The sequence below is a fragment of the Oerskovia sp. 140933 genome (genome assembly GCF_059651515.1).
In genome coordinates this window covers 31185-51857 of the sequence record NZ_JAMXIO010000011.1, presented here as the reverse complement: position 1 = coordinate 51857, position 20673 = coordinate 31185, and the positions used below count along the sequence as shown (strand labels likewise).

Annotated in this window: 22 protein-coding genes; 10 read left to right on the top strand and 12 right to left on the bottom strand. The window is 73.1% G+C overall.

The features are described from left to right. Window positions 1-80 precede the first annotated feature (80 nt). The 3 genes from NHG27_RS07995 to NHG27_RS07985 are packed head-to-tail and all read right to left on the bottom strand — an operon-like array spanning window position 81 to window position 2544. Window positions 81-974 carry a DUF4097 family beta strand repeat-containing protein gene (locus NHG27_RS07995; protein ID WP_193720000.1) on the bottom strand — a complete coding sequence of 298 codons (894 nt, stop codon included), beginning with the start codon at window positions 972-974 and terminating at the stop codon, window positions 81-83. Beyond that, the gene (locus NHG27_RS07990; RefSeq protein WP_193719999.1) at window positions 971-1573 is read right to left on the bottom strand and encodes a PadR family transcriptional regulator; all 603 of its coding nucleotides are present in this window, start codon (window positions 1571-1573) and stop codon (window positions 971-973) included. Before NHG27_RS07990 ends, NHG27_RS07995 begins: the two co-directional genes overlap by 4 nt. Further along, complete coding sequence (locus NHG27_RS07985) at window positions 1573-2544, bottom strand: DUF4097 family beta strand repeat-containing protein (protein ID WP_497015694.1); 972 nt, start codon at window positions 2542-2544, stop codon at window positions 1573-1575. The genes NHG27_RS07990 and NHG27_RS07985 overlap by 1 nt, the downstream gene beginning before the upstream one ends. Window positions 2545-2692: 148 nt before the next feature. On the opposite strand from NHG27_RS07985, the gene NHG27_RS07980 reads away from it, so the two are divergent. Further along, window positions 2693-2767, top strand: a complete 75-nt coding sequence (locus NHG27_RS07980) for a 50S ribosomal protein bL37 (RefSeq protein ID WP_156968370.1) — start codon at window positions 2693-2695, stop codon at window positions 2765-2767. Window positions 2768-2952: 185 nt separating this feature from the next. On the opposite strand, the gene rsrA is transcribed toward NHG27_RS07980, so the two are convergent. Together rsrA and NHG27_RS07970 are read right to left on the bottom strand one after the other, a co-directional pair. After that, window positions 2953-3276, bottom strand: a complete 324-nt coding sequence (gene rsrA / locus NHG27_RS07975) for a mycothiol system anti-sigma-R factor (RefSeq protein ID WP_193719997.1) — start codon at window positions 3274-3276, stop codon at window positions 2953-2955. After that, window positions 3273-3944 carry a sigma-70 family RNA polymerase sigma factor gene (locus NHG27_RS07970; protein ID WP_193719996.1) on the bottom strand — a complete coding sequence of 224 codons (672 nt, stop codon included), beginning with the start codon at window positions 3942-3944 and terminating at the stop codon, window positions 3273-3275. Before NHG27_RS07970 ends, rsrA begins: the two co-directional genes overlap by 4 nt. Window positions 3945-4294: 350 nt before the next feature. Between NHG27_RS07970 and NHG27_RS07965 the strand changes: the two genes are divergently transcribed. The 5 genes from NHG27_RS07965 (at window position 4295) to hisN (ending at window position 9102) form a co-directional block, all read left to right on the top strand. Beyond that, window positions 4295-4840: a ferritin gene (locus tag NHG27_RS07965; RefSeq protein WP_030149991.1), complete on the top strand. Its 546-nt coding sequence runs from the start codon at window positions 4295-4297 to the stop codon at window positions 4838-4840. A gap of 270 nt (window positions 4841-5110) precedes the next feature. Continuing rightward, window positions 5111-5737 carry a DoxX family membrane protein gene (locus NHG27_RS07960; RefSeq protein ID WP_497015690.1) on the top strand — a complete coding sequence of 209 codons (627 nt, stop codon included), beginning with the start codon at window positions 5111-5113 and terminating at the stop codon, window positions 5735-5737. Window positions 5738-5866: 129 nt separating this feature from the next. Next, the gene (gene aroA, locus NHG27_RS07955; protein WP_497015688.1) at window positions 5867-7198 is read left to right on the top strand and encodes a 3-phosphoshikimate 1-carboxyvinyltransferase; all 1332 of its coding nucleotides are present in this window, start codon (window positions 5867-5869) and stop codon (window positions 7196-7198) included. Then, entirely contained in the window at window positions 7198-8319 is a 1122-nt protein-coding gene (rsgA, locus tag NHG27_RS07950; protein WP_497015687.1) for a ribosome small subunit-dependent GTPase A, read from the top strand. The genes aroA and rsgA overlap by 1 nt, the downstream gene beginning before the upstream one ends. A gap of 3 nt (window positions 8320-8322) precedes the next feature. Continuing rightward, window positions 8323-9102, top strand: coding sequence for a histidinol-phosphatase (gene hisN / locus NHG27_RS07945; protein WP_193719992.1), 780 nt, complete (start codon window positions 8323-8325; stop codon window positions 9100-9102). Window positions 9103-9208: 106 nt separating this feature from the next. Here hisN and NHG27_RS07940 read toward each other — a convergent pair whose 3' ends face one another. Genes NHG27_RS07940 through NHG27_RS07930 form a run of 3 tightly spaced genes read right to left on the bottom strand, consistent with a single transcriptional unit; the run spans window position 9209 to window position 11833 of the window. Continuing rightward, a complete protein-coding gene (locus tag NHG27_RS07940; protein WP_497015685.1) occupies window positions 9209-9733 on the bottom strand; it encodes a DUF6912 family protein in 525 nt (174 codons plus the stop codon). A gap of 4 nt (window positions 9734-9737) precedes the next feature. Further along, window positions 9738-11147, bottom strand: a complete 1410-nt coding sequence (locus tag NHG27_RS07935) for a CpaE/TadZ family protein (protein ID WP_497015684.1) — start codon at window positions 11145-11147, stop codon at window positions 9738-9740. Then, window positions 11144-11833, bottom strand: coding sequence for a hypothetical protein (locus NHG27_RS07930; RefSeq protein WP_497015683.1), 690 nt, complete (start codon window positions 11831-11833; stop codon window positions 11144-11146). The genes NHG27_RS07935 and NHG27_RS07930 overlap by 4 nt, the downstream gene beginning before the upstream one ends. 164 nt (window positions 11834-11997) lie before the next feature. On the opposite strand from NHG27_RS07930, the gene NHG27_RS07925 reads away from it, so the two are divergent. Further along, window positions 11998-12213 carry a helix-turn-helix domain-containing protein gene (locus tag NHG27_RS07925; protein WP_497015682.1) on the top strand — a complete coding sequence of 72 codons (216 nt, stop codon included), beginning with the start codon at window positions 11998-12000 and terminating at the stop codon, window positions 12211-12213. A gap of 106 nt (window positions 12214-12319) precedes the next feature. On the opposite strand, the gene NHG27_RS07920 is transcribed toward NHG27_RS07925, so the two are convergent. Further along, window positions 12320-12841, bottom strand: coding sequence for a hypothetical protein (locus tag NHG27_RS07920; protein WP_497015681.1), 522 nt, complete (start codon window positions 12839-12841; stop codon window positions 12320-12322). A gap of 253 nt (window positions 12842-13094) precedes the next feature. On the opposite strand from NHG27_RS07920, the gene NHG27_RS07915 reads away from it, so the two are divergent. Both NHG27_RS07915 and NHG27_RS07910 read left to right on the top strand, forming a co-directional pair. Then, window positions 13095-14129, top strand: a complete 1035-nt coding sequence (locus NHG27_RS07915; protein WP_497015680.1) for a LysM peptidoglycan-binding domain-containing protein — start codon at window positions 13095-13097, stop codon at window positions 14127-14129. Between the two features lie 107 nt (window positions 14130-14236). Then, window positions 14237-14764, top strand: coding sequence for an Rv3235 family protein (locus NHG27_RS07910; RefSeq protein WP_497015678.1), 528 nt, complete (start codon window positions 14237-14239; stop codon window positions 14762-14764). Window positions 14765-14794: 30 nt separating this feature from the next. On the opposite strand, the gene secA is transcribed toward NHG27_RS07910, so the two are convergent. Together secA and NHG27_RS07900 are read right to left on the bottom strand one after the other, a co-directional pair. Beyond that, window positions 14795-17806, bottom strand: coding sequence for a preprotein translocase subunit SecA (gene secA / locus NHG27_RS07905; RefSeq protein ID WP_497015676.1), 3012 nt, complete (start codon window positions 17804-17806; stop codon window positions 14795-14797). A gap of 181 nt (window positions 17807-17987) precedes the next feature. Beyond that, window positions 17988-19262: a winged helix-turn-helix domain-containing protein gene (locus NHG27_RS07900; RefSeq protein ID WP_497015673.1), complete on the bottom strand. Its 1275-nt coding sequence runs from the start codon at window positions 19260-19262 to the stop codon at window positions 17988-17990. Between the two features lie 90 nt (window positions 19263-19352). On the opposite strand from NHG27_RS07900, the gene NHG27_RS07895 reads away from it, so the two are divergent. Continuing rightward, the gene (locus NHG27_RS07895; protein WP_497015669.1) at window positions 19353-19799 is read left to right on the top strand and encodes a hypothetical protein; all 447 of its coding nucleotides are present in this window, start codon (window positions 19353-19355) and stop codon (window positions 19797-19799) included. Window positions 19800-19886: 87 nt separating this feature from the next. Here NHG27_RS07895 and hpf read toward each other — a convergent pair whose 3' ends face one another. Further along, window positions 19887-20534 (bottom strand): ribosome hibernation-promoting factor, HPF/YfiA family, encoded by a 648-nt coding sequence (hpf, locus tag NHG27_RS07890; protein ID WP_193719981.1) that lies wholly within the window; start codon window positions 20532-20534, stop codon window positions 19887-19889. Window positions 20535-20673: the final 139 nt, after the last annotated feature.

Genomic DNA, 20673 nt, shown 5'->3' with positions numbered 1-20673 from the left:
GTCGCCTGCCTGACGACGTCGGCCCGTGCCCGCCCCTCGGGGCGGGCACGGGCCGTTGCAGGTCGGACGTCCCGGCCGGGTCAGCCCCGAGAGACCGTCAGGTTCCCCGAGACCGTGCTGACGGACACGTAGGCGCCGCTCGTGCCCTCGGAGTGGTCCACCGACGTGGTGCGGGACTGCGAGCTGGGGACGGGGGCGCCGTCGAGCACGACCTTGCCCGTGACCGCGCGGGCCTTGAGGTTGACGCCCGCGCCCTCGCTCAGGCGCAACGTGACGTCCCCGGAGACGGTCTTGGCCGTCACGAGCGGCGTCGTCTCGCGCGCCTCGACGACCACGTCCCCCGTGACGGTGCTGATCGTGACCCGCCCGAGCCCGCCCTCGGCCTCGACGCGGCCGGAGGCCGTGCCGACCTTGACGTCCCCGTCGTGCGAGGTCACGGCGACGCGGCCCGCGACGGTCTTGACGGAGAGCGGACCCACGGTGTCGGTCACGGTGACCGCGCCGTCGGCCGTGGTCACGGACACGGGGGCACGGGTCCCGCTGACGGTCGCCGCGGCACGCGCGGTCGCGATCTTGACGGGCAGGTGGGCCGGGAGCACGACGCGCACGGTCGCGGTGTCCTTGTCCTTCAGGCCGCGGACGCGGTCCACGACGCCCTCGACACCGTCGAAGTCGTAGGCGATCTTGAGCTCGCCGGCGTGCGTCGTGACCCGCAGCGGCCGAGGGCTCACCTCGGTCACGTCGACGGTCGCGCCGGACTCGCGGCCCGGGTCGCTCACGACCTCGATCGCGCCGTTCGTGAGGCCCACGACGAGCGACGCCACGTCGGCGACCTCGATCTGCTGCGGTGCTGCGATGACCCAGGACTCGGTGCCCATGTCGTTCTCCTTCTCGCTGTGCGTGTCGTGCCGGTCGTCGTGCTGGATGTGGTCGTGCTGGTCGTGCGGTCCTGCGGTGTGCGGCGGGGACGTCACGGCAGCGTCCCCCGGACCGCCCGTCGTGCCGAGTCGAGCACGGTGCGCAGCGTCTCGAGCGTCAGCTCGCTGACCGCGCTGCTCGCGTCGGCCCGGCGGAGGTCGGCGCGCACGTCGTCGCGGAAGCGCTGCACCATGGCCTCCGCCTCGACACGGCGGGCGTAGGACTCGCCGCGGCGAGGGTCGGGGGTGGCCGCGGGCCGGGGTCGGACGCGGGCCTCCTGGGCTGCGGCCGCGAGCTCGGCGCGCAGCCCCTGCATGGAGCCCTCGATGTCGGCGCGCAGCGCCTGGGCGCGCGTGCGCACGGTCTGGGCGATCCCGTCCTCGAGGGCTGCGACGTCGGCGCGGCGCGCCGCGACCTCGGCGCGGCCCGCGGGCGTGAGCTCGTAGGTGGACTTGCGTCCGCTGTCGCTGCGCCGCACGAGCCCCTCGCCCTCGAGGCGGGCGAGGCGCGGGTAGATGGTGCCCGCGCTGGGTCTGTAGGTGCCGCCGAAGCGGTCGCTCAGCTCGGTCATGAGCTCGTAGCCGTGCTTGGGTCCGGACTCGAGCAGGGCGAGGAGGTAGAGGCGGAGCTCACCGTGGGCGAAGACGGAGGCCATCAGCGGTCCGCCGGTCCGTCCGCGGGGCCCTCGCCCGTCCAGGTCGTGCGGCTGTCCGCGGAACCCCACGGGGCGGCCGGGTCGGCGCCGGTCGGGGCGTCGTAGGACCAGGCGTCCTGCGGCGTCACGGGGTGGGTGCCCCGGTGCGGCGCGGAGCCGCCCCAGGCGTCGGCGGGCTCGCCGCGCAGGACCGTGACGTTCCCGGACACGGAGTTGACCTGGAGCTTCTTGCCGGTCGTCCCGGCCGGGCCGGCCTGACGGTAGGCCCCGCCGGGCGTCCCGCGGTGCTCGACGCCGTCGACCACGAGGCGCCCGCTGACGCAGCGCAGGGTGTAGTCGAGCTCGTCGGGCTCGGGGACGCGGACCAGGACGTCGGCGGAGACGGCGTTGACGTTCATCGCGTCGGGCGTGGAGCTCGAGTCGAGCGTGACGTTGCCGGAGACGGTGTTGAGCTTGACGTCGCTCAGCGCACCGGACGCGGTGAGGTCGCCCGAGATCGAGTCCATGACGAGGGTGCCCACGTGGTCGCGCACCGTGACCTCGCCCGTGACGGTGTCCACGCGCACCGCGCCGGCCGTCTGCGTCGTCATCACGGAGCCCCCGACCGTGGCGACCGAGACCTTGGCCTGGGTGCCGGCGACGAGCCCGTCGCCCTGCACGGTCGCGAGCTTGACCCGGACGTGGGCGGGCACGCCGACGTAGACGTCGGCCCGGTCCTTGCCCCGGTAGTTGCGGAACGAGTCGAGGAAGCCCTGCCACCCACCGGTGGGCGAGTACCCGACGGTGAGCCTGTCGCCGTCGAGGCGGACCTCGAGCGGGCGCCCCTCGAGCGAGTGGACCTCGACGCGGACGCCGGGCTCGTCGTGGACGACGACGTCGATGCGCCCGTTGAGCAGGTTCGCGTCGAGGCGGCCCACGGGCCCGACGTCGATGGTCTGCGGGCCGGTCACGGTCCAGTTCTCGGTCGCCATGTCGCTCCTCGCGCTCCGGCGGTGTCCCGCCCTGTTCCATGAACGCGATGTATCGCGTTTCTGTTCTCACGATATATCGCGTCTTGGACCAGGACAAGCCCCAGATGTGGGAACATGGAGCAGACAGAATCCGGCGTGAGGAGCAATCATGAGCAAGCGCGGACGCAAGCGTCGCAGCCGCAAGGGCAGCGCAGCGAACCACGGCAAGCGCCCCAACGCCTGATCACGAGCCCGCCAGGGCCGCGATCACGCGCCCAGCGGGCGAGTGCGACGAAAGGGCCCGTCCTCACCTCGGTGAGGACGGGCCCTTTCGTGGTTCCGGCGACCGCTCCGACCCGGACGGGGGCGTCGGTCCCGCGTGCGGGCACGTGACCGCCCGACGGCGTCACGCACCCGGGCGCGAGGGCCTCAGACGCCCTCGACGACCGTCGTCGTACGCAGTACGGTGAACTGCGCCTGGATGCGCAGCCGGAGCTCGGCAGGAGCCTGCTCGTGGCACGAACGGCGCACGAGCTGCTTGACCAGCTCCTCGGCGCTCAGCTCGGCCAGGCACGGCGAGCAGTGGGCGACGTGCGCACGCATGCGCACCTCGTCGTCGGAGGTCATCTCCGAGTCGAGGTACTCGTACAGGTGCTTGAGCGCGTGCTCGCACTCGGTCTCGCCCTCGGTCGAGTGAGGGATCGGCACGATGACGTCGTCCTGCGCCTCCGTGCCCACGTTCTGCTGACTCACGACTCACCTCCGGGGGTCTTGGCCCCCACCAGTCCTCGGTCCTTCGCGTAATCGCTCAGGAGGTCACGCAGCTGGTGCCGACCACGGTGGAGCCGCGACATCACGGTCCCGATCGGCGTGCCCATGATCTCCGCGATCTCCTTGTACGGGAAGCCCTCGACGTCCGCGTAGTACACGGCCATCCGACGGTCCTCCGGCAGCTCCTGGAGAGCCTTCTTCACGTCGGAGTCCGGAAGCCGGTCCAACGCCTCGGCCTCGGCCGAGCGCAACCCCTGCGACGTGTGCGACGCCGCGCGGTGGATCTGCCAGTCCTCGACGTCCTCTGCCGCGGACTGCAGCGGCTCGCGCTGCTTCTTGCGGTAGTTGTTGATGAACGTGTTGGTGAGGATCCTGTAGAGCCACGCCTTGAGGTTGGTGTCCGGGCGGTACTGGTGGAACGCGGCGAACGCCTTGGTGAAGGTCTCCTGGACCAGGTCCTCGGCGTCGGTGGGGTTGCGCGTCAGGCGCAGCGCCGCCGAGTAGAGCTGGTCGAGGTACACCAGCGCGTCCCGCTCGAAGCGCGCGGAGCGGGCCGCGTCGTCCTCCGTGGAGGGGGCCCGGTTCGTGTCCTCGGCGTCGTCGGCGCCCGAGAGGTCGCCTGCGCTGCTGCTGCTGATCTGGTCCGTCATCGACAACGAGCCTAGTCCTCCTGCCGGTCGGGCGTCCGCCGAGAGCGCAGACGGAGCGATCGCACCGAAGGGCACCGTCTCCAGGCTCGGTGCGACGGGGACGCTCACGTCCGCTTCTGCTTCCAGTACACATGTCACGATCAGCACAACCGCCGGGCGCGGTCCGACATTCCCGCAGCGGCCCGTCCCGGGACGCACGGCGCGCTCCGGGCGAGATCCTGCGGGTCGGTGCGCGCGTCGGGCGAGCCCGGCGCGGCGCGTGGGGGCGCGGGCGTCAGGTGAGCCTCGGCTCGGTGAGGCCAGGCAACCATGGGGTGTGCTCGGGCGCGTTCCTCGCTAGCGTGAGGCGCATGACGACCACGACTCCCGACTCCCGGTTCCGCACGCTCCTGCGCGAGCAGGTCGGCCACGAGCTCGACGCCCACCAGCAGTACATCGCGATCGCCGTGTGGTTCGACTCCCACGACCTGCCCCAGCTCGCCGCGCACTTCTACCGCCAGTCGGTCGAGGAGCGCAACCACGCCATGATGATCGTCCAGTACCACCTGGACCGGGACCTCGAGATCTCGATCCCCGGCACCGGCGCCGTCCGCAACGACTTCGACTCCGTCCTCGAGCCCCTCCAGCTCGCGCTCGACCAGGAGAAGCAGGTCACCGACCAGATCGAGGCCATCTTCCGCGCGGCCCGCGAGGAGGGCGACGCCCTGGGCGAGCAGTTCCTGCTGTGGTTCCTCAAGGAGCAGGTCGAGGAGGTCGCCTCGGCCACGACGCTGCTGACGGTCGCCCGGCGCGCCGGGGAGAACCTGTTCGACCTCGAGAACTACGTGGCACGGGAGACCATCGGGGACGGCGGCGAGTCCGCGGACGCCCCCGAGGCCGCCGGCGGCGCGCTCTGACCTGAGGCCCCCCGGCGGGGGCGGGGCCGGGCGGGTCCCGGCTGCGCCCCCGCCGCGCCCCTGCCCGCGCACGCCCGACGGCGCCGCTCGCCCCGTGCGCTCGACCGGCGGACGGTCCTGATCACCCGTCACCGGCGCGCGTCACCCGTGCGGTGCACGCCCGGTGGCATGCTGAGCAGCGATGGGACAGGCTGGACGCACCCGGGGCCGCACCAGCGCCCTGGTGTCCGCCGCTCTCACCGGCAACCGCTCGACGAAGGAGACCCACCGATGCTGCTGCGTCACGTCGCGAGGCCCATGCTGGCCTCCTGGTTCATCTACGACGGCGTGCAGGCCGCCCTCAAGCCCGCGGAGCACGTCCGCGCGGCCCGTCGGGGCGTGAGCCTCGTCGGTCAGCAGCTCGGGGTCGAGGAGCCGCTCAGCGAGAAGCAGGTCGCGACCCTCGTCCGGGCCCACGGCGCCGCGACGGCCGTGGCCGGTCTGTTCCTCGCGGTCGGCAAGGCCCCCCGCACCGCGGCGCTCACGCTCGCGGCCCTGAGCGTGCCCCTCGCGATCGTCAACCAGCCCTTCACCCCGAGCGACGTCCCGCGCGACGAGCGCACCCGCAAGTTCGTGGGCAACCTGGGCGCGATCGGTGCAGCCCTCATCGCCGGGGCCGACTACGAGGGACGGCCGGGCGTCCGCTGGCGTGTCGACCGCGCCCGCAAGGACCTCGACCTGGCCAAGAACGCCAAGCACCAGGTCGACGCGGCCAAGCACCGCGTCGGGTCCGTGGCCCACAAGGCCACGGACCCGGTCGCGGAGACCTCGCGCCGCGCGACCCGCAAGGCCCGGCGCGCCGCCTCCTCGGCCGCGAGCGCTGCGGCCGACACGGTCAAGGGTGCCGTCCCCCGCTGACCCCGCACGAGCCCGGCGCTCCGTGCCGCCCGCCCACGGGGGTGCGCGGCGCCGTCGGGCCGTGGACGGGGCCGGCCGAGGACCGGACCGGAGCCCCCTCCCCCGGCCCCGTGCCATAGCCTGGGGCATGTGACCAGCGACCTCTCCGCCGCCCGCTCCCACGAGACCGCCCCCGACCACGCCGCGTGGCCCGCCCCCACCCGGACCGGCGCACCGCTCGACGCGACCGTCGCCGTCCCGGGCTCCAAGTCGCTCACCAACCGTCTCCTCGTGCTCGCGGCCCTCGCGGACGGCCCGGGCGTCCTGCGCGGCGCCCTGCGCAGCCGCGACACCGACCTCATGGCCGCGGCGCTGCGCGACCTGGGCGTGGGCGTCACCGAGGGTGACGTCCCGAGCGAGCTGCACGTGACGCCCGGGCCGCTGCGCGGCCCCGCCGACATCGACTGCGGCCTCGCCGGGACGGTCATGCGGTTCGTGCCCGCGGTCGCAGCCCTCGCGGACGGCACCGTGCGGTTCGACGGCGACGAGGGCGCGCGCGTGCGTCCCATGGGTCCCGTGCTCGACGCCCTGCGCTCCCTGGGCGTGCCCGTCGAGGGCCAGGACACGCTGCCGTTCACCATCACGGGCCACGGCGCGGTGCGCGGCGGGCAGGTCGACGTCGACGCGTCGGGGTCGAGCCAGTTCGTCTCGGGTCTGCTGCTCGCGGCCGCACGCTTCGACGAGGGCGTCACGCTGCGCCACACGGGCCCCACGCTGCCGAGCGTGCCCCACATCGACATGACGGTCGAGGTGCTGCGCGAGGTGGGCGTCCAGGTCGACGACTCGGTGCCCCTGACGTGGACCGTCTCCCCCGGCCCCGTCGCTGCGCGCGACGTCTACGTCGAGCCCGACCTCTCGAACGCCGGGCCGTTCCTCGCAGCGGCCCTCGTGGTCGGCGGCACGGTGCGCGTCCCGGGCTGGCCCGCCGTCACGACCCAGCCGGGCGCCATGATGGCCGAGCTCCTCACCGCGATGGGCGGGACGGCCGAGCTCGTCGACGGCGTCATGACGGTCACCGGGACGGGCGAGATCCGCGGCATCGACGTCGACCTCCACGAGGCCGGCGAGCTCACCCCGACCATCGCTGCCCTCGCCGCGCTCGCCGACTCCCCCAGCCGTCTGCGCGGCGTCGCGCACCTGCGCGGGCACGAGACCGACCGCCTGGCCGCGCTCGCCACCGAGATCACGCGCCTCGGTGGACAGGCCGAGGAGACCGAGGACGGCCTCGTCATCACCCCGCGCCCCCTGCACGGCGCGACGTTCCGCACGTACCACGACCACCGCATGGCGACCTCGGGCGCGCTCATCGGGCTGCGGGTGCCCGGCGTGCTCGTGGAGGACGTCGAGACCACGGCCAAGACCCTGCCTGGCTTCACGGCCATGTGGGACCGCATGCTGAGCGCCACGGGATCGGCGAGCTGATGGCCGGACGCGTCCGCGACGAGTCCGACTTCCGCGACCGGCCGAGCAAGAAGAACTCGCGCCCGCGGACCAAGCAGCGTCCCGAGCACGAGGACGCCGAGACCGGGCTCGTCACGGGCGTCGACCGCGGGCGCTACACGCTCCTGCTCGACGAGGACCAGCCGACCGAGCGCACCATCCTCGCGATGAAGGCGCGCGAGCTGACCCGCAACCGCGTGGTGTGCGGCGACCGGGTGGACATCGTGGGCGACACGTCGGGAGAGGACGGGACGCTCGCGCGCATCGTCCGCATCCAGGAGCGCACCTCGGTCCTGCGCCGCACGGCCGACGACACCGACCCGTACGAGCGCATCATCGTCGCGAACGCCGACCAGCTCGTGATCGTCACGGCCCTGGCCCAGCCCGAGCCCCGCACGCGCATGATCGACCGCTGCGTCGTGGCCGCGTACGACGCGGGCATGGACGTCCTGCTGTGCCTCACCAAGGCGGACCTCGCCGACGCGACGCACCTGCGAGAGCTCTACGAGCCCATCGGGGTCAAGGTAGTGGTGACGCGCCGGGTCCACGACGTCACCGGGGCCGCGGCCGGGCAGGCCGGGCACGGCGACGAGCCAGGTCACAACTCCTCCGACACGGCCGAGGACTCGTGGCGCATCGAACCGCTCGACGCCGTGCGCGCCGAGCTCGAGGGCCGCACGTCGGTCCTCGTGGGGCACTCGGGCGTCGGGAAGTCGACGCTCGTCAACGCCCTGGTCCCCGACGCGTACCGGGCCACGGGCGTCGTCAACGACGTGACGGGCCGCGGCCGGCACACGTCGACGTCGGCGGTCGCGCTGCGCCTGCCCGACGCCGACGGCAACCCCGCCGGGTGGGTCATCGACACGCCCGGCGTCCGCTCGTTCGGGCTCGCGCACGTCGACGTCGAGAACCTCCTCAAGGCGTTCGACGACCTCGACGTGGTCGCCGAGGACTGCCCGCGGGGCTGCACGCACCTCGACGGCGCACCCGACTGCGCGCTCGACGACTGGCTGGAATCGTCCCCGGAGGAGGAGAAGGCGGCGCGCACGGCGCGTGTCGAGTCGTTCCGGCGCCTGCTGGCGGCACGCACCGGTACGGTGTGAGCCATGCCGACCTACGACGACGACCTGCGCCTGGCTCACGTGATCGCCGACCAGGTCGACTCGCACACCATGTCCCGTTTCAAGGCCCTCGACCTGACCGTGGAGTCCAAGCCGGACAACACCCCCGTCAGCGACGCCGACCGCACCGCCGAGGAGATCATCCGCAGCCACCTCTCGCGGGCCCGCGGGCGTGACGCGATCGTCGGCGAGGAGTTCGGCGAGTCGGGCCACGGCGCGCGGCGCTGGATCATCGACCCCATCGACGGCACCAAGAACTTCGTGCGGGGGGTCCCCGTGTGGGCCACCCTCATCGCGCTGGCCGACGGCGACGAGGTCGTCGTCGGGCTCGTGTCGGCCCCCGCGCTGGGCCGCCGCTGGTGGGCCGCCAAGGGGACGGGCGCATGGAGCGGACGCTCGCTCGCGGCCGCGAACCGGCTGCACGTCTCGAAGGTCGCCAAGGTCGAGGACGCGTCGCTGTCGTACTCGTCGCTGTCGGGGTGGGAGGAGCGCGGGCAGCTCGACGCGTTCCTCGACCTGACCCGTGAGACCTGGCGCACGCGGGCCTACGGCGACTTCTGGTCCTACATGCTCGTGGCCGAGGGCGCAGTGGACGCTGCCGCGGAGCCCGAGCTCGAGCTCTACGACATGGCGGCCCTGGTCCCCATCGTCACCGAGGCCGGCGGGACGTTCACGTCCCTCGACGGCTCGCCGGGACCGTGGGGCGGCAACGCGGTGGCCACGAACGGCCTGCTGCACGACGAGATCCTGGGCCGCCTGAGCTGACCCCACCCGCCGGGGCGAGGCTCGGCGGCCGAGAACGGGCCTGAGGTCGTCATCCGGCGGACGGCGACCTCAGGCCCGTTCTCGGGCGCCCGCTACCTCGTGACGGTCACTTCGCTCGGGGGACGCTCTTGAGCTCCGACCAGTCGTACCAGAGCAGGTCGCGCTCGCTCACGCGGTCGAGCGCGGCGTCGAGGTCCTCGTCGCGGTCCTCGTCGGCGGCCGCGAAGACCTCGGCGATGTCCGTCGCGGCCTCGGGCTCGTCGACGTGGACGCACACGATGCGCACCTCGGGGATGGACGCCGTGACCTCGACCGCGCTGGGCGCCAGGTCGCCGGGCGACTCGCCGTCGCCGGGCTGGGTCAGCGCGACCATCTCGTCGGGCACCTCGACCGTCACGACCAGGCGCTGACGGGGTGCGCCCGACCTGCCCGCGAGGAGCGCGAGCGAGTCGTCGGCGGCCTCGAGCGCCGCGGCGAACTCCAGGCCCTCCTCGTCCTCGTCGAGCAGCTCGCGGGAGAGGGCGGACGTGACGGCGTGGGCCGCTCGCGGAGCGAGGGACCAGACGGCCTCGTCGCCGGTCACGGTGACGGCGTCGAGCTCGTCGACGGTGGCGGGAACGTAGATGCGCATGGGATCAGTGTGCCGGTTCCGGGACGCGTTCGCGTGGTCCGCCCGGCGCGACCGTGCCCCCGGGGTCCCCGACCGCCGCCCGGACCCGGTCGGCGAGGTCGACGAGGGCGCGCCGGACCGGGCTCTCGGGCGCGTGCTCGGCGAGCGTCCTGCCGGCGAGGAGGGCCCCGTCGAGGGTCGCCCGGTCCTCCGGGAGGACGTGGACGTCGACGACCCCGCCGTACCGTCCCAGCGCGTCGCGGACCGCGGCCTCGGGACGTGGCCCGGCCGCGGAGGACCGCACGCGGTTGGCGACCACGAGACGCGTCGCGCCGGTCGTCGCACCCGCGTCGGCGAGGTCTCCCAGGCCACGGACGAGACGTTGGATCCCCACCGGGTCCGCCCCGCCCACGACCAGCACGACGTCGGCCGCGGCGAGCGCGCTGAGCGTCGCCCCGTTGCGCTGGGGAGCACGCGTGTCGTACGACAGCAGCTCGTCCTGCTCGAGCGCGAACCCGCAGTCGATCACGGTCCAGTCCGCGAGCGCACGGCCGACCTCCCAGACGGCGTCGAGGGACGTCGCCGGGAGCTCGGGCCACCGGGCAGCCCGGGAGATGCCGGTCAGCACACGAAGCCGTGGCGCGACGACCGGGGCGAGACGCGCCAGGCCGGCGAGGTCGAGGGCGCCCTGGCCGGCGCTCCGGGTGGCTGCGGCGAGGCCGGGCGACTCGTCGAGCAGACCGAGGTGCTGCGCCACCGAGCCCGCGTACGTGTCGGCGTCCACCAGGAGGACCTCGTCGGTGCTCGCGCTGCTCCTGCCCGACGGCGAGTACCGTCCGTGTCGACGACGGCGCGCGCCGCGCCGTCCACGACCGTCGCCGACCCCGGCCAGCTCGGCCGCGAGGTTCACGGCGAGGGTCGTCCGTCCGGGGGCGCCCGTCGGCCCCCAGACCGCGAGCACCTTCCCCGACCGCGGTGCGCTCCCCTGCTGGTCGGCGTCGCTCGCCCTGCCCGTGCCGTCCCCCGGCGGAGGCGCGTCGGCCCCCGCGCCCCGTCCACGACCGTGCGCCTCGTCGCGCACGGTCGCGACCAGGACCGTGGTCGGGGTGTCCTCGTCGAGGACGACGTCCACGCCGATCGCGCGGAGCCTGTCGCCGAGCCAGGCCTGCCCCTCGGCGAGCGCGACGACCCGCACCCCGCACCCGTGCAGGTGCGCGACCGACTCCCGGTCGATCCCGGGCAGGTCGCCGGAGATGACCGCGGCCGTCCCGGCGCCCGCACCCGCCGCTGCCAGGAGCTCCGTGAGATCGGCGCAGCGGCGTGCCACCGCGACCCCTGAACCCGGCATGGTCAGGGCCGTGACGACGGCCGTCTCACCGCTGCCCCGCACCGCGCACAGGACGGACGCGAGGGGAGTCGTCGAGTCGGCCGTCATGCGGCTCCCCCGGCGACGGGCACGACCGCGATCTCGCCGTCGGCGGCCAGGGCGGCGAGGACGCCCGGGAGCACGTCCGTGGGCACGAGGACGTGGAGCGTGGTCCCGCCGCCCGAGACCAACGGACCGTCGGCGGCGGAGACCTGGGCGACCACGACCTGCGTCGCGAGCTCGCGCGGGTCGGCCGACGCGCCGCCCTTCGCGTCCTTGCCCGTCCGCACCACCGTTCCTCCGTCGCTCGTCGGCACGAACCAGACGTCGACGAGCGCACCGTCCGTGACCCGGTCCGACAACCCTCCGGCCACCTGGATCGCCACGGCGCGGGTGTCGAGCTCGGCGGCGGTGCCGACCGCGCTGCGGGCCACCAGCTCACCGTCCCCCACCACGCGGAGCGCGACCAGGCCGTCGGGCAGGGGCCTGCTCGCGAGGAAGTACTTCCCGTCTCCGGAGCCGAGCCGCACCTCGACCGTCCTGAGGCTGCTCGCGTCGACCGTCTCCCCCGGGGTCAGCGGGCCGGACGCGGCGTAGACGGCGACCGTCCGGCCGGCCGACGACACCGCCCAGGACCCCAGCGCGACCGAGGCCGCGACGAGCACGAGACCGAGGATCAGGCGCGGGTCGCGCCACCCCGGTCGTCGCAGGCGCGCCACGGTCGGGGTCGGCAGCCGGTCGGTCGTGCTCGTCATGAGTGTCCGTTTCGTCGTGGGAGGAGGGCGGGCGCGAGGTTCGCCGGTGCGCCGACGGGCGGTTCCGGAGGCCATCATGCCGACCCGGAGCACCGCGCGTGGGCCGTGGGCCCGGCGCCTGTGGACAAGCAGGTCGGTGTGCGGCTCCGTGAAAGACTGGGGCCATGGCACAGCGCTTCCTGACCCTCGCGGACGTCACCGAGGAGCTCAACATCTCCGCGGCGCAGGCATACGCACTCGTACGCAGCGGCGACCTGCCGGCGATACAGGTGGGCGGCAGAGGCCAGTGGCGGGTCGAGGCGCGAGAGCTCGAGGAGTACATCCTGCGCATGTACGAGCAGACGCGGACCCGCATCGACGCAGGAGACTTCGAGTCCTGAGCAGGACGCACGGTCCGCACGCGGGCGCGTCCGGCCCCGGGCGCGCGTGACCTCGCGACGTTCCCTGATTCCCCCCGCACCCGTTCGCCCCCTCCGCGCCCTCGGCCTAGGTCTCGCTCACGCACACCAGGGCGGAGAAGGGGACCACCTGACTCGCACGCGCCCCTCCCGCGACGAGCTCGACGTCCACGTGATCCTTGCCGACGCGGCCGACACGCCCGACGGCCTGCCCCGCGAGGGTGTGCACCTGGACGACGACCCGGTCTCGCATGAGAGCCCTCAGGAGGGTGGGCAGCCCTCGTCCTGCCCGCGTCCCGGCGGGCGCCGGGACGGCGTGCGGCGAGAGCCCGTCGAGCGTGGTGATCGCCTGGAGCGGCACCGCGTGCTGACGCACCCCCTCCCCCACGAGGAGCCAGTCGACGCCGACGTCCCGGACGCTCCCCGTCAGGCGTGAGCCGTCGACGAGCCCGAGGCCGACCTGCCGCCCGAGGCTCGCTCGCAGCCGGTCCGTGAGGTGGACGGTGGCCTGCTCGGCGCGCGTGAGGTCTGCGAGCGCGTGGGCGTCCGCCGGGAGGTCCGCGGCATCGAGCTGCGCCACGAGGTCGGCGAACAGCAGGTCCCAGCGCACGCCCACACGGTAGCGGCTCGCCCGGGGGTTTCGTCCAGAGGTGTCCGCACCGCGAGCCACCTCTGGACAACACCAGAAGGATGCAGTTTGATGTAGAACCATCAAACTGCATCAAACGCGATGATCGTTCCGAGGACGGAGCAGACGTCGTCGACCATCTTCAGGGGGAAGCATGGCGCAGCACCCACGGTCCGCCCCGTCCCGACCACCCCGGGACCCACGGCGCCTGCCCCGGCTGGCCGCGCTCCTGGGGATGGCAGCAGCCACCGGCGGCATCGCCGCCGTCCTCACGCTGCGCACCCTGGACCTCCTCGCCGATCTCCCGAGCCCACGGTTCGAGACCTACCTGGAGGTGCCGCTCGTCGGGGCAGGGGCGCTCCTCGCGACCTGGGTGGCGGTCACCTCGATGCTCGCCGCGTCGTGCGTGCTCGCCCGCGCCGCAGGACGCCGGTGGTCGGCCGGCGAGCAGCTCGTCCTGCGGCACGCCCCGTCGGTCGTACGACGCCTGGCCAGCGCAGGCGTCGCGGTCTCGATCGGGACCGGGCTGACTCTCGGAGGGGGGAGTGCGCACGCGGCAGAGGTCGAGCCGCCCGCCGACTCCGCACGCGTGGGCCCGGCCGTCGTCGACCTCGGCTGGCAGACCACCGCGCAGGGCCCGTCCGACCGGACCAGCGTCGAACCTCCCGGCCCCGGCCCGTCGGACGTCGCCCCCGGCCTCGCAGCCCCCGAGAGCCCCGCGGCCCCGCCTGCGGTCCAGGACACCGGGCATCCCTCCCCGCCGCAGGTCCCGGCGCCGGTTCCGGTGCCGCAGGGAGCGGCGCCGAGCACGGGCGCGGCGCGCGTCGACGACTCCGGGCAGCGCTCCGCGCAGACCGAGCAGGCCGACCGCGCCACGCCCCCGGCCCCGCCGGCGGTCGAGACTCCCACGACGAGCCAGCCCCCTGCGGGGGCGAGCCCGGAGTCGGTGCACGTCCCGCTGGACGGGCTCCTGGGAGCAGAGCAGCGCACGCTGCCTCCTCAGCCCGCGGCGCCTCGGCCCGGCCCGGGGGCCGCGCCCACCCTCGGGGCGTCCGTGGCCACGGAGAGCGCAGCGTCGACCGTCTCGGTCGTGGTCCTGCGCGGAGACTCCCTCTGGTCGCTCGCCGCGCGGTCCCTCGGGCAGGGGGCGACCGACGAGCAGATCGCCGTCGAGTGGCAGCGCTGGTTCGCGGCGAACGCGGAGGTCATCGGGCAGGACCCGGACCTCATCAGGCCGGGTCAGGTCCTGGTCGCTCCTCGCACCCTCTGACCACCTCAGCACCGGCCTGAGGCACCTTCTGCCGCACCAAGAACGCCGTACACCGTCCGACCGGTCGTCCCACGACGCACCGGCCCTCGCCGAACCCAGGAGACGTCATGTCGACCAGCACCGTCCGCCACCACGCCCGACCGATCCGTTCCGGCGCCGCTCCGCTCCTCGCGACCCCGGCCACGCTCCCTCGTGCCGTGCCGCGTGCTCCGCGTGTCCTCACGTTCGGTCGCGCACCGCAGTTCCCCGTCACGGAGGACCTCGCCCACGACGGCCGCCCGGTGTCGGCGGCCGTGGACCTGCCGCTGCCGGACCCGACGTCGATCTGCTGCTCGGTCGTCCGGGCGGCGGTCGAGGTCCTGCGGGGAGAACGGCCGGTGGGGCAGCTCCAGCGGTGGCTGGCCCCGGACGTGTTCGACGCGCTGGGGCGACGCGCGCTGCTCATGCAGGGAACGACGGCGCCGACCGGCGCCGCGCGTCCCGTCGCGATCCGCCGGGCCCGCCTCGTGCGCCTCGGGGACACCACGGCTGAGGCCACGGTCGTCCTGGAGGACATGGACAGAGTGCGAGCGGCGGCCCTCCGACTCGAGGCCCGACGCGGCGTGTGGCGCGTCGTGGTCCTCGAGATCGGCTGACCGCCGCTCGCGGGTGCCCCTCGGGGAGGGTTACTGCTCTTCGTTCAGCCCGTGGCAGAGCTTGTACTTCTTGCCCGAGCCGCAGGGGCACTTGGCGTTGCGGGGCGTGCCGGGGAACGTGCGCCCGTCGCCCTCGACCGCGGTCGCCTCGCCGTGCAGGGCGCGGCGGGCGCGGCGCGAACCGTCACCCGAGACCACGGCCTGGCCCGAGCCGTCGTCGCTCGGCGCCGTGTACTGCAGCGGCACCTGCTCGCCGGGGCCGTCGAGGCCCTTGGCGATGAGCGTCGGCTCGGCCCTCGGGGCAGGAGCGACCGGTGCGTCCACGAGCTCGTCCTCGACGGGCTCGTCCTGGACGGCGTCGGTCTGCGCCTGCGCGGCGGCCTGGACCTCGGCAGCAGCCTTGGCGTCCGCCGCGGCCTTGGCCGCAGCGCCCGCAGCGGCAGCGGCCCCCGCAGCACCCGCCGTGCCGCCGAACGCCTGACCGGCCACCGACTGCGCGGCAGCGGCTGCGGACACCGGGTTGACCGGCGACTCCCCGGGCTCGGCGACCTTGACCTCGAGGTTGAACAGGAAGCCGACCGACTCCTCCTTGATGGCCTCGGTCATGGCCTGGAAGAGCTGGAAGCCCTCGCGCTGGTACTCGACCAGGGGGTCGCGCTGCGCCATGGCGCGCAGTCCGATGCCCTCCTTGAGGTAGTCCATCTCGTAGAGGTGCTCACGCCACTTGCGGTCCAGCACCGAGAGCACCACGCGGCGCTCGAGCTGGCGCATGTTCGAGCTGCCCAGGGACGCCTCGCGCTCCTGGTAGGCCACGCGGGCGTCGGACAGGATCTCCTCGAGGATCAGCTCACGCGTCAGTCGCGTCGCTCCCCCGGCCTGCTCGAGGACCTCGTCCACCTCGATCGAGACCGGGTAGACCGCGCGCAGCGCCGTCCACAGTCCCTCGAGGTCCCAGTGCTCCGGGTTGCCCTCGGACGTGGCGCCGTCGACGTACGCCGTGATGACGTCCGTGATGAAGTGCTGGACCTGCTCCTGCATGTCCTCGCCCTGCAGCACGCGGCGACGCTCGTCGTAGATGACGGTGCGCTGACGCGAGAGGACGTCGTCGTACTTGAGGACGTTCTTGCGGATCTCGAAGTTGCGGGCCTCGACCTGGCCCTGCGCGCTCGCGATGCCGCGCGTGACGATCTTGGACTCGAGCGGCACGTCGTCGGGGAAGCCCGCGCGGTTCATCATGCTCTCGGCGAGCGTCGAGTTGAACAGGCGCATCAGGTCGTCCTGCATCGACAGGTAGAACCGGGACTCGCCCGGGTCGCCCTGACGACCGGACCGGCCACGGAGCTGGTTGTCGATGCGTCGCGACTCGTGCCGCTCGGTGCCCAGCACGTACAGCCCGCCGAGCTCGGTGACCTCGTCGTGCTCGGCCGCGACGGCGGCCTTGGCACGCTCGACGGCCTCGGGCCACGCGGCCTCGTACTCCTCGGGGTTCTCCGTGGCGTCCAGGCCGCGCGCAGCGAGGTCGGCGACGGCCATGAACTCGGCGTTGCCACCGAGCATGATGTCGGTGCCACGGCCGGCCATGTTGGTCGCGACCGTCACGGCGCCCTTGCGGCCCGCCTGGGCGACGATCGCGGCCTCGCGTTCGTGCTGCTTGGCGTTGAGGACCTCGTGCGGGACGCCCTGCTTCTTGAGCTTGGCGGACAGGAGCTCGGACTTCTCGACGCTCGTGGTGCCGACCAGCACCGGCTGCCCCTCGGCGTGGCGCTCGACGATGTCCGCGACGACGGCGTCGAACTTGCCCTCCTCGTTCTTGTAGACGAGGTCAGGCTGGTCCACGCGCTGCATCTTGCGGTTCGTGGGGATGGGGACGACGCCCAGCTTGTACGTGCCCTGGAACTCGGCGGCCTCGGTGTCGGCCGTACCGGTCATCCCGGAGATCTTGTCGTACAGACGGAAGTAGTTCTGGAGCGTGATCGTGGCGAGCGTCTGGTTCTCGGCCTTGATCTGCACGCCCTCCTTGGCCTCGATGGCCTGGTGCATGCCCTCGTTGTAGCGACGGCCCGCGAGGATACGGCCCGTGTGCTCGTCGACGATCATGACCTCGCCGTTGAGCACGACGTAGTCCTTGTCGCGCTTGAAGAGCTCCTTGGCCTTGATCGCGTTGTTGAGGAACCCGATGAGCGGCGTGTTGAGCGACTCGTACAGGTTGTCGATGCCGAGGTAGTCCTCGACCTTCGCGATACCGGGCTCGAGCACGCCGATGGTGCGCTTCTTCTCGTCGACCTCGTAGTCGGTGTCCTTCGAGAGGCGACGTACCACCTTGGCGAACTCGCCGTACCAGCGGTTGGCGTCCCCCGAGGCGGGGCCGGAGATGATGAGCGGCGTCCGCGCCTCGTCGATGAGGATCGAGTCGACCTCGTCGACGATCGCGAAGTTGTGACCGCGCTGGACCAGGTCGTCGGTGCTCCACGCCATGTTGTCGCGGAGGTAGTCGAACCCGAACTCGTTGTTGGTCCCGTAGGTGATGTCCGCGGCGTACTGCTCGCGGCGCACCGCGGGGGTCTGCCCCGAGATGATGCAGCCCGTCGTGAGGCCGAGGGCGCGGAAGACGCGGCCCATCAGGTCGCTCTGGTACTTCGCGAGGTAGTCGTTGACGGTGACGACGTGGACGCCCTTGCCGGTCAGCGCGTTGAGGTACGCCGGGAAGGTGCCGACGAGGGTCTTGCCCTCACCGGTCTTCATCTCGGCGATGTTGCCCATGTGCAGGGCCGCGCCACCCATGAGCTGCACGTCGTAGGCGCGCTGCCCCAGGGTGCGACGGGCCGCCTCGCGGACCGCGGCGAAGGCTTCCGGGAGGAGCTCGTCGAGCGTGGCGCCGTTGGCGAGCCGTTCCTTGAAACGGTCGGTCTCCTCGCGCAGCTCCTCGTCGGTGAGGTCCTCGAAGCTGGGCTCCAGCTTGTTGACCTGGTCAGCCAGGCCGGACAACTTCTTCAGGATCCGGCCCTCGCCGAAACGCAGGACCTTCTCGAGGATCGCAGGCACGCAGTACTCCCGTATCGATCGCGCCCCCGGGCCGGACGGTCCGGGGCGAATGCGCAGCGACCACCGTTCGGCAGTCGGCTGGATCACACCACAGACCATCGTAGGCGAGTCCAGCAGGTGGAAGGGCTTCTGTCCGGTAGCGGTGGTTTCGCTCTGCGGCGAAACCTGACCGGCGGGGCGACTACCCGACCGCCGGGACGTCCACGCGTCCGACCTCGGCCGCGAGCGCCGGCGCGAGGTCCCCCGCGGGCCCGACGACGACGTCCGCCATCCCGAGCCACGTCGCCATGAGGCGGAGCTCGGCCGCGAGCGCCGCCGCGGTGTCGGCGTCGGCGTGCTCCTCGCGGTGCGCCGACAGGACGCGCAGCAGCCCGGCGCGGCGGTCTGCCTTGAGGTCCACCTTCGCGGTGATGCGGTCCCCCTGGAGGAACGGCAGGACGTAGTACCCGTGGACGCGCTGGGCGGCGGGCACGTAGATCTCGATGCGGTAGTGCGTCCCGAAGAGCCGTTCGAGGCGCGTGCGCTCGAACACGAGGGGGTCGAACGGGCTGAGCAGCGCGCGTCCCCGGGCGTGACGCGGTAGCGCGGCGTCCCGGTGCAGGTAGGTGGCCTCGCCCCACCCGCGGACCTCGACCGGGCGCAGCACCCCGTCCTCGACCAGCTCGGCCAGCGCGCGGCGCGGGGCGGGCCCCTTGAGGCGGAAGTAGTCCTGGAAGCAGCGCAGGGTCCCGACCCCGTGCGCCCGTGCCCCGATCTCGAGCAGTCGGCGGACGGCGTCCGCGTCGCTCACGGCCGGGGCGGCGAGGACCGCAGGCGGCAGGACGCGCTCGGTCAGGTCGTAGCAGCGCTCGAACGCGGCGTTGCGCCGTGCGGCCGTGATCTCGCCCGTGAAGAAGAGGAGCTCGAGGGCGCGCTTGGCGAGTGACCAGTTCCAGCCCCACTCGGTGGTGCTGCGCGACTCCCCCATGCCCTGGTCCTCGAGGATCGCGTGGACCTCGCTGGCCGTGACGGGGCCGCGCTCGGCCACGATCTCCCGCACGCGGGTCACCACGGCCGAGTGCGAGGCCTCGACCCCGCTGATCGCACCCCACGCTTCCGTGCGGTACGCGCGCTGGCGCCACTCGAGGAGCCGGTACGTCTCGGGTGGGACGTAGGACGCGACGTGCGCCCAGTACTCGACCAGGCGGCGGGGAGAGCGACCTGCGGCGCGGTCGAGCAGCGACACGTCGTACGGGCCCAGCCGTGAGTACAGCGGGACGAGGTGCGCCCGCGCCAGGACGTTGACCGAGTCGATCTGGAGCAGCCCCAGCCGGTCCACGGTGCGCTGCACGTGCCGCAGCGTGACCTGCCGGGGCGAGGCGCCGGCGTCGGGCCGTGGGGTGTGCAGGCCCTGCGCGGCGAGGGCGACACGACGGGCCTGGGCGAGCGACATCGACTCGGTCTTCACGGGACCCATCCTGCACCGTGCCTCCGACACGCGCGGCGATGGGGCAAAATGGGATGAAATACCCGATCCATCGAGCCTCTGGAGCCTCCTGTGCCCGCCGTGTCCAAGATTCGCGATGAAGCCGAAGCCGTCCGATGGATCGAGGAAGGGCGCACGTACGCGTGGATCGTCGAGGAGTACCTCAGGAAGTACGACGTGGAGACCACCCTGTCCATGTGGTCGAACTTCCGTCGGCGACGGGGGCTCTCCCGTCGCATCGTCCGTGACGACCAGCTCATCCCCTGGTCCGTCGACGTGGCGCACCGCTGGGCCTACCCCCTCATGATGCTCCGCTTCGAGGCCCGGCGCCGCGCCGGGGCCCCGCTCGGCCCGGAGGACGCCCGGCGCCTCGACTCCTGGCGCCGGGACCTGACCTCGCGCGACGCGGTCGTGCTCTACGACGCACAGACGCCGGACGGCTTCCACCTCGTGCCGCGGGAGGCAGGCGACGAGGACATCATCCGTCGCCCCACGGCGGGCCTCTCCAAGCGGCGCCGGGCGGACTGAGGCCCCCGGCGCAGGCTCCGGACGCGCCGACGGGGTGGCGCCGCCTGGTCGGCGACGCCACCCCGTCGGGTCAGCTGTCTGCGGCGATCAGCTCGCCTCGGCGGCGGCCTTCATGCCGCCCGCGCACGACGTGTCGAGCGCGATGACACCGTAGCTCCAGCCGCGGCGCCGGTAGGCGACCGAGGGGCGCGCCGTCTCCACGTCGACGAAGAGGTAGAAGTCGTGGCCCACCATCTCCATCTCGTAGAGGGCGTCGTCGATCGTCATGGGCTCTGCGGAGTGGAGCTTCTGACGGATCACGACGGGCGAGTCGCCGAGCTGGGTCTCGACCGCGTCGCCCGGTGCGGCCGGGTGCTCCGGCGCAGGCTCGGTGTGCTTGTCCTCCGGGATGAACGGCCGGACGTCGACGGGCGGCTGCGGGTTGTTGTTGCGGTGGTTCTTGCGACGGTCGCTGACGCGCCGCAACCTCTCCTGAAGCTTGTTCATGGCCAGATCGAGTGCCCCGAACCGGTCGTCGGCTGCCGCTTCGGCGCGGACGACGGGTCCCTTGGCGCGGACGGTCAGCTCGACCCTCTCACGCACCTCGGACAGTCGTGGGTTGTTCTCGTGGGTGACCTCGACGTCGATCCGCTGGGCGGTCGGTGCGAGCTGCTCGAACTTCGCGAGCTTTTCTTCCACGTGTCGGCGGAAGCGGTCAGCCACTTCCGTGTGCCTGCCGACGACAACGATCTCCATGTGAGCCTCCGCAAAGGGTCTCGGACGCTCCCGGTTCTCCAGAGCGTCCCGTGTGGTCCTGGGTCTGGTTCCCCCGAGGGGGATCCGGAGTACCTATCACCTCCTTGCCCGAGGACCTAGCCTCGGGTCGATCGCTCTG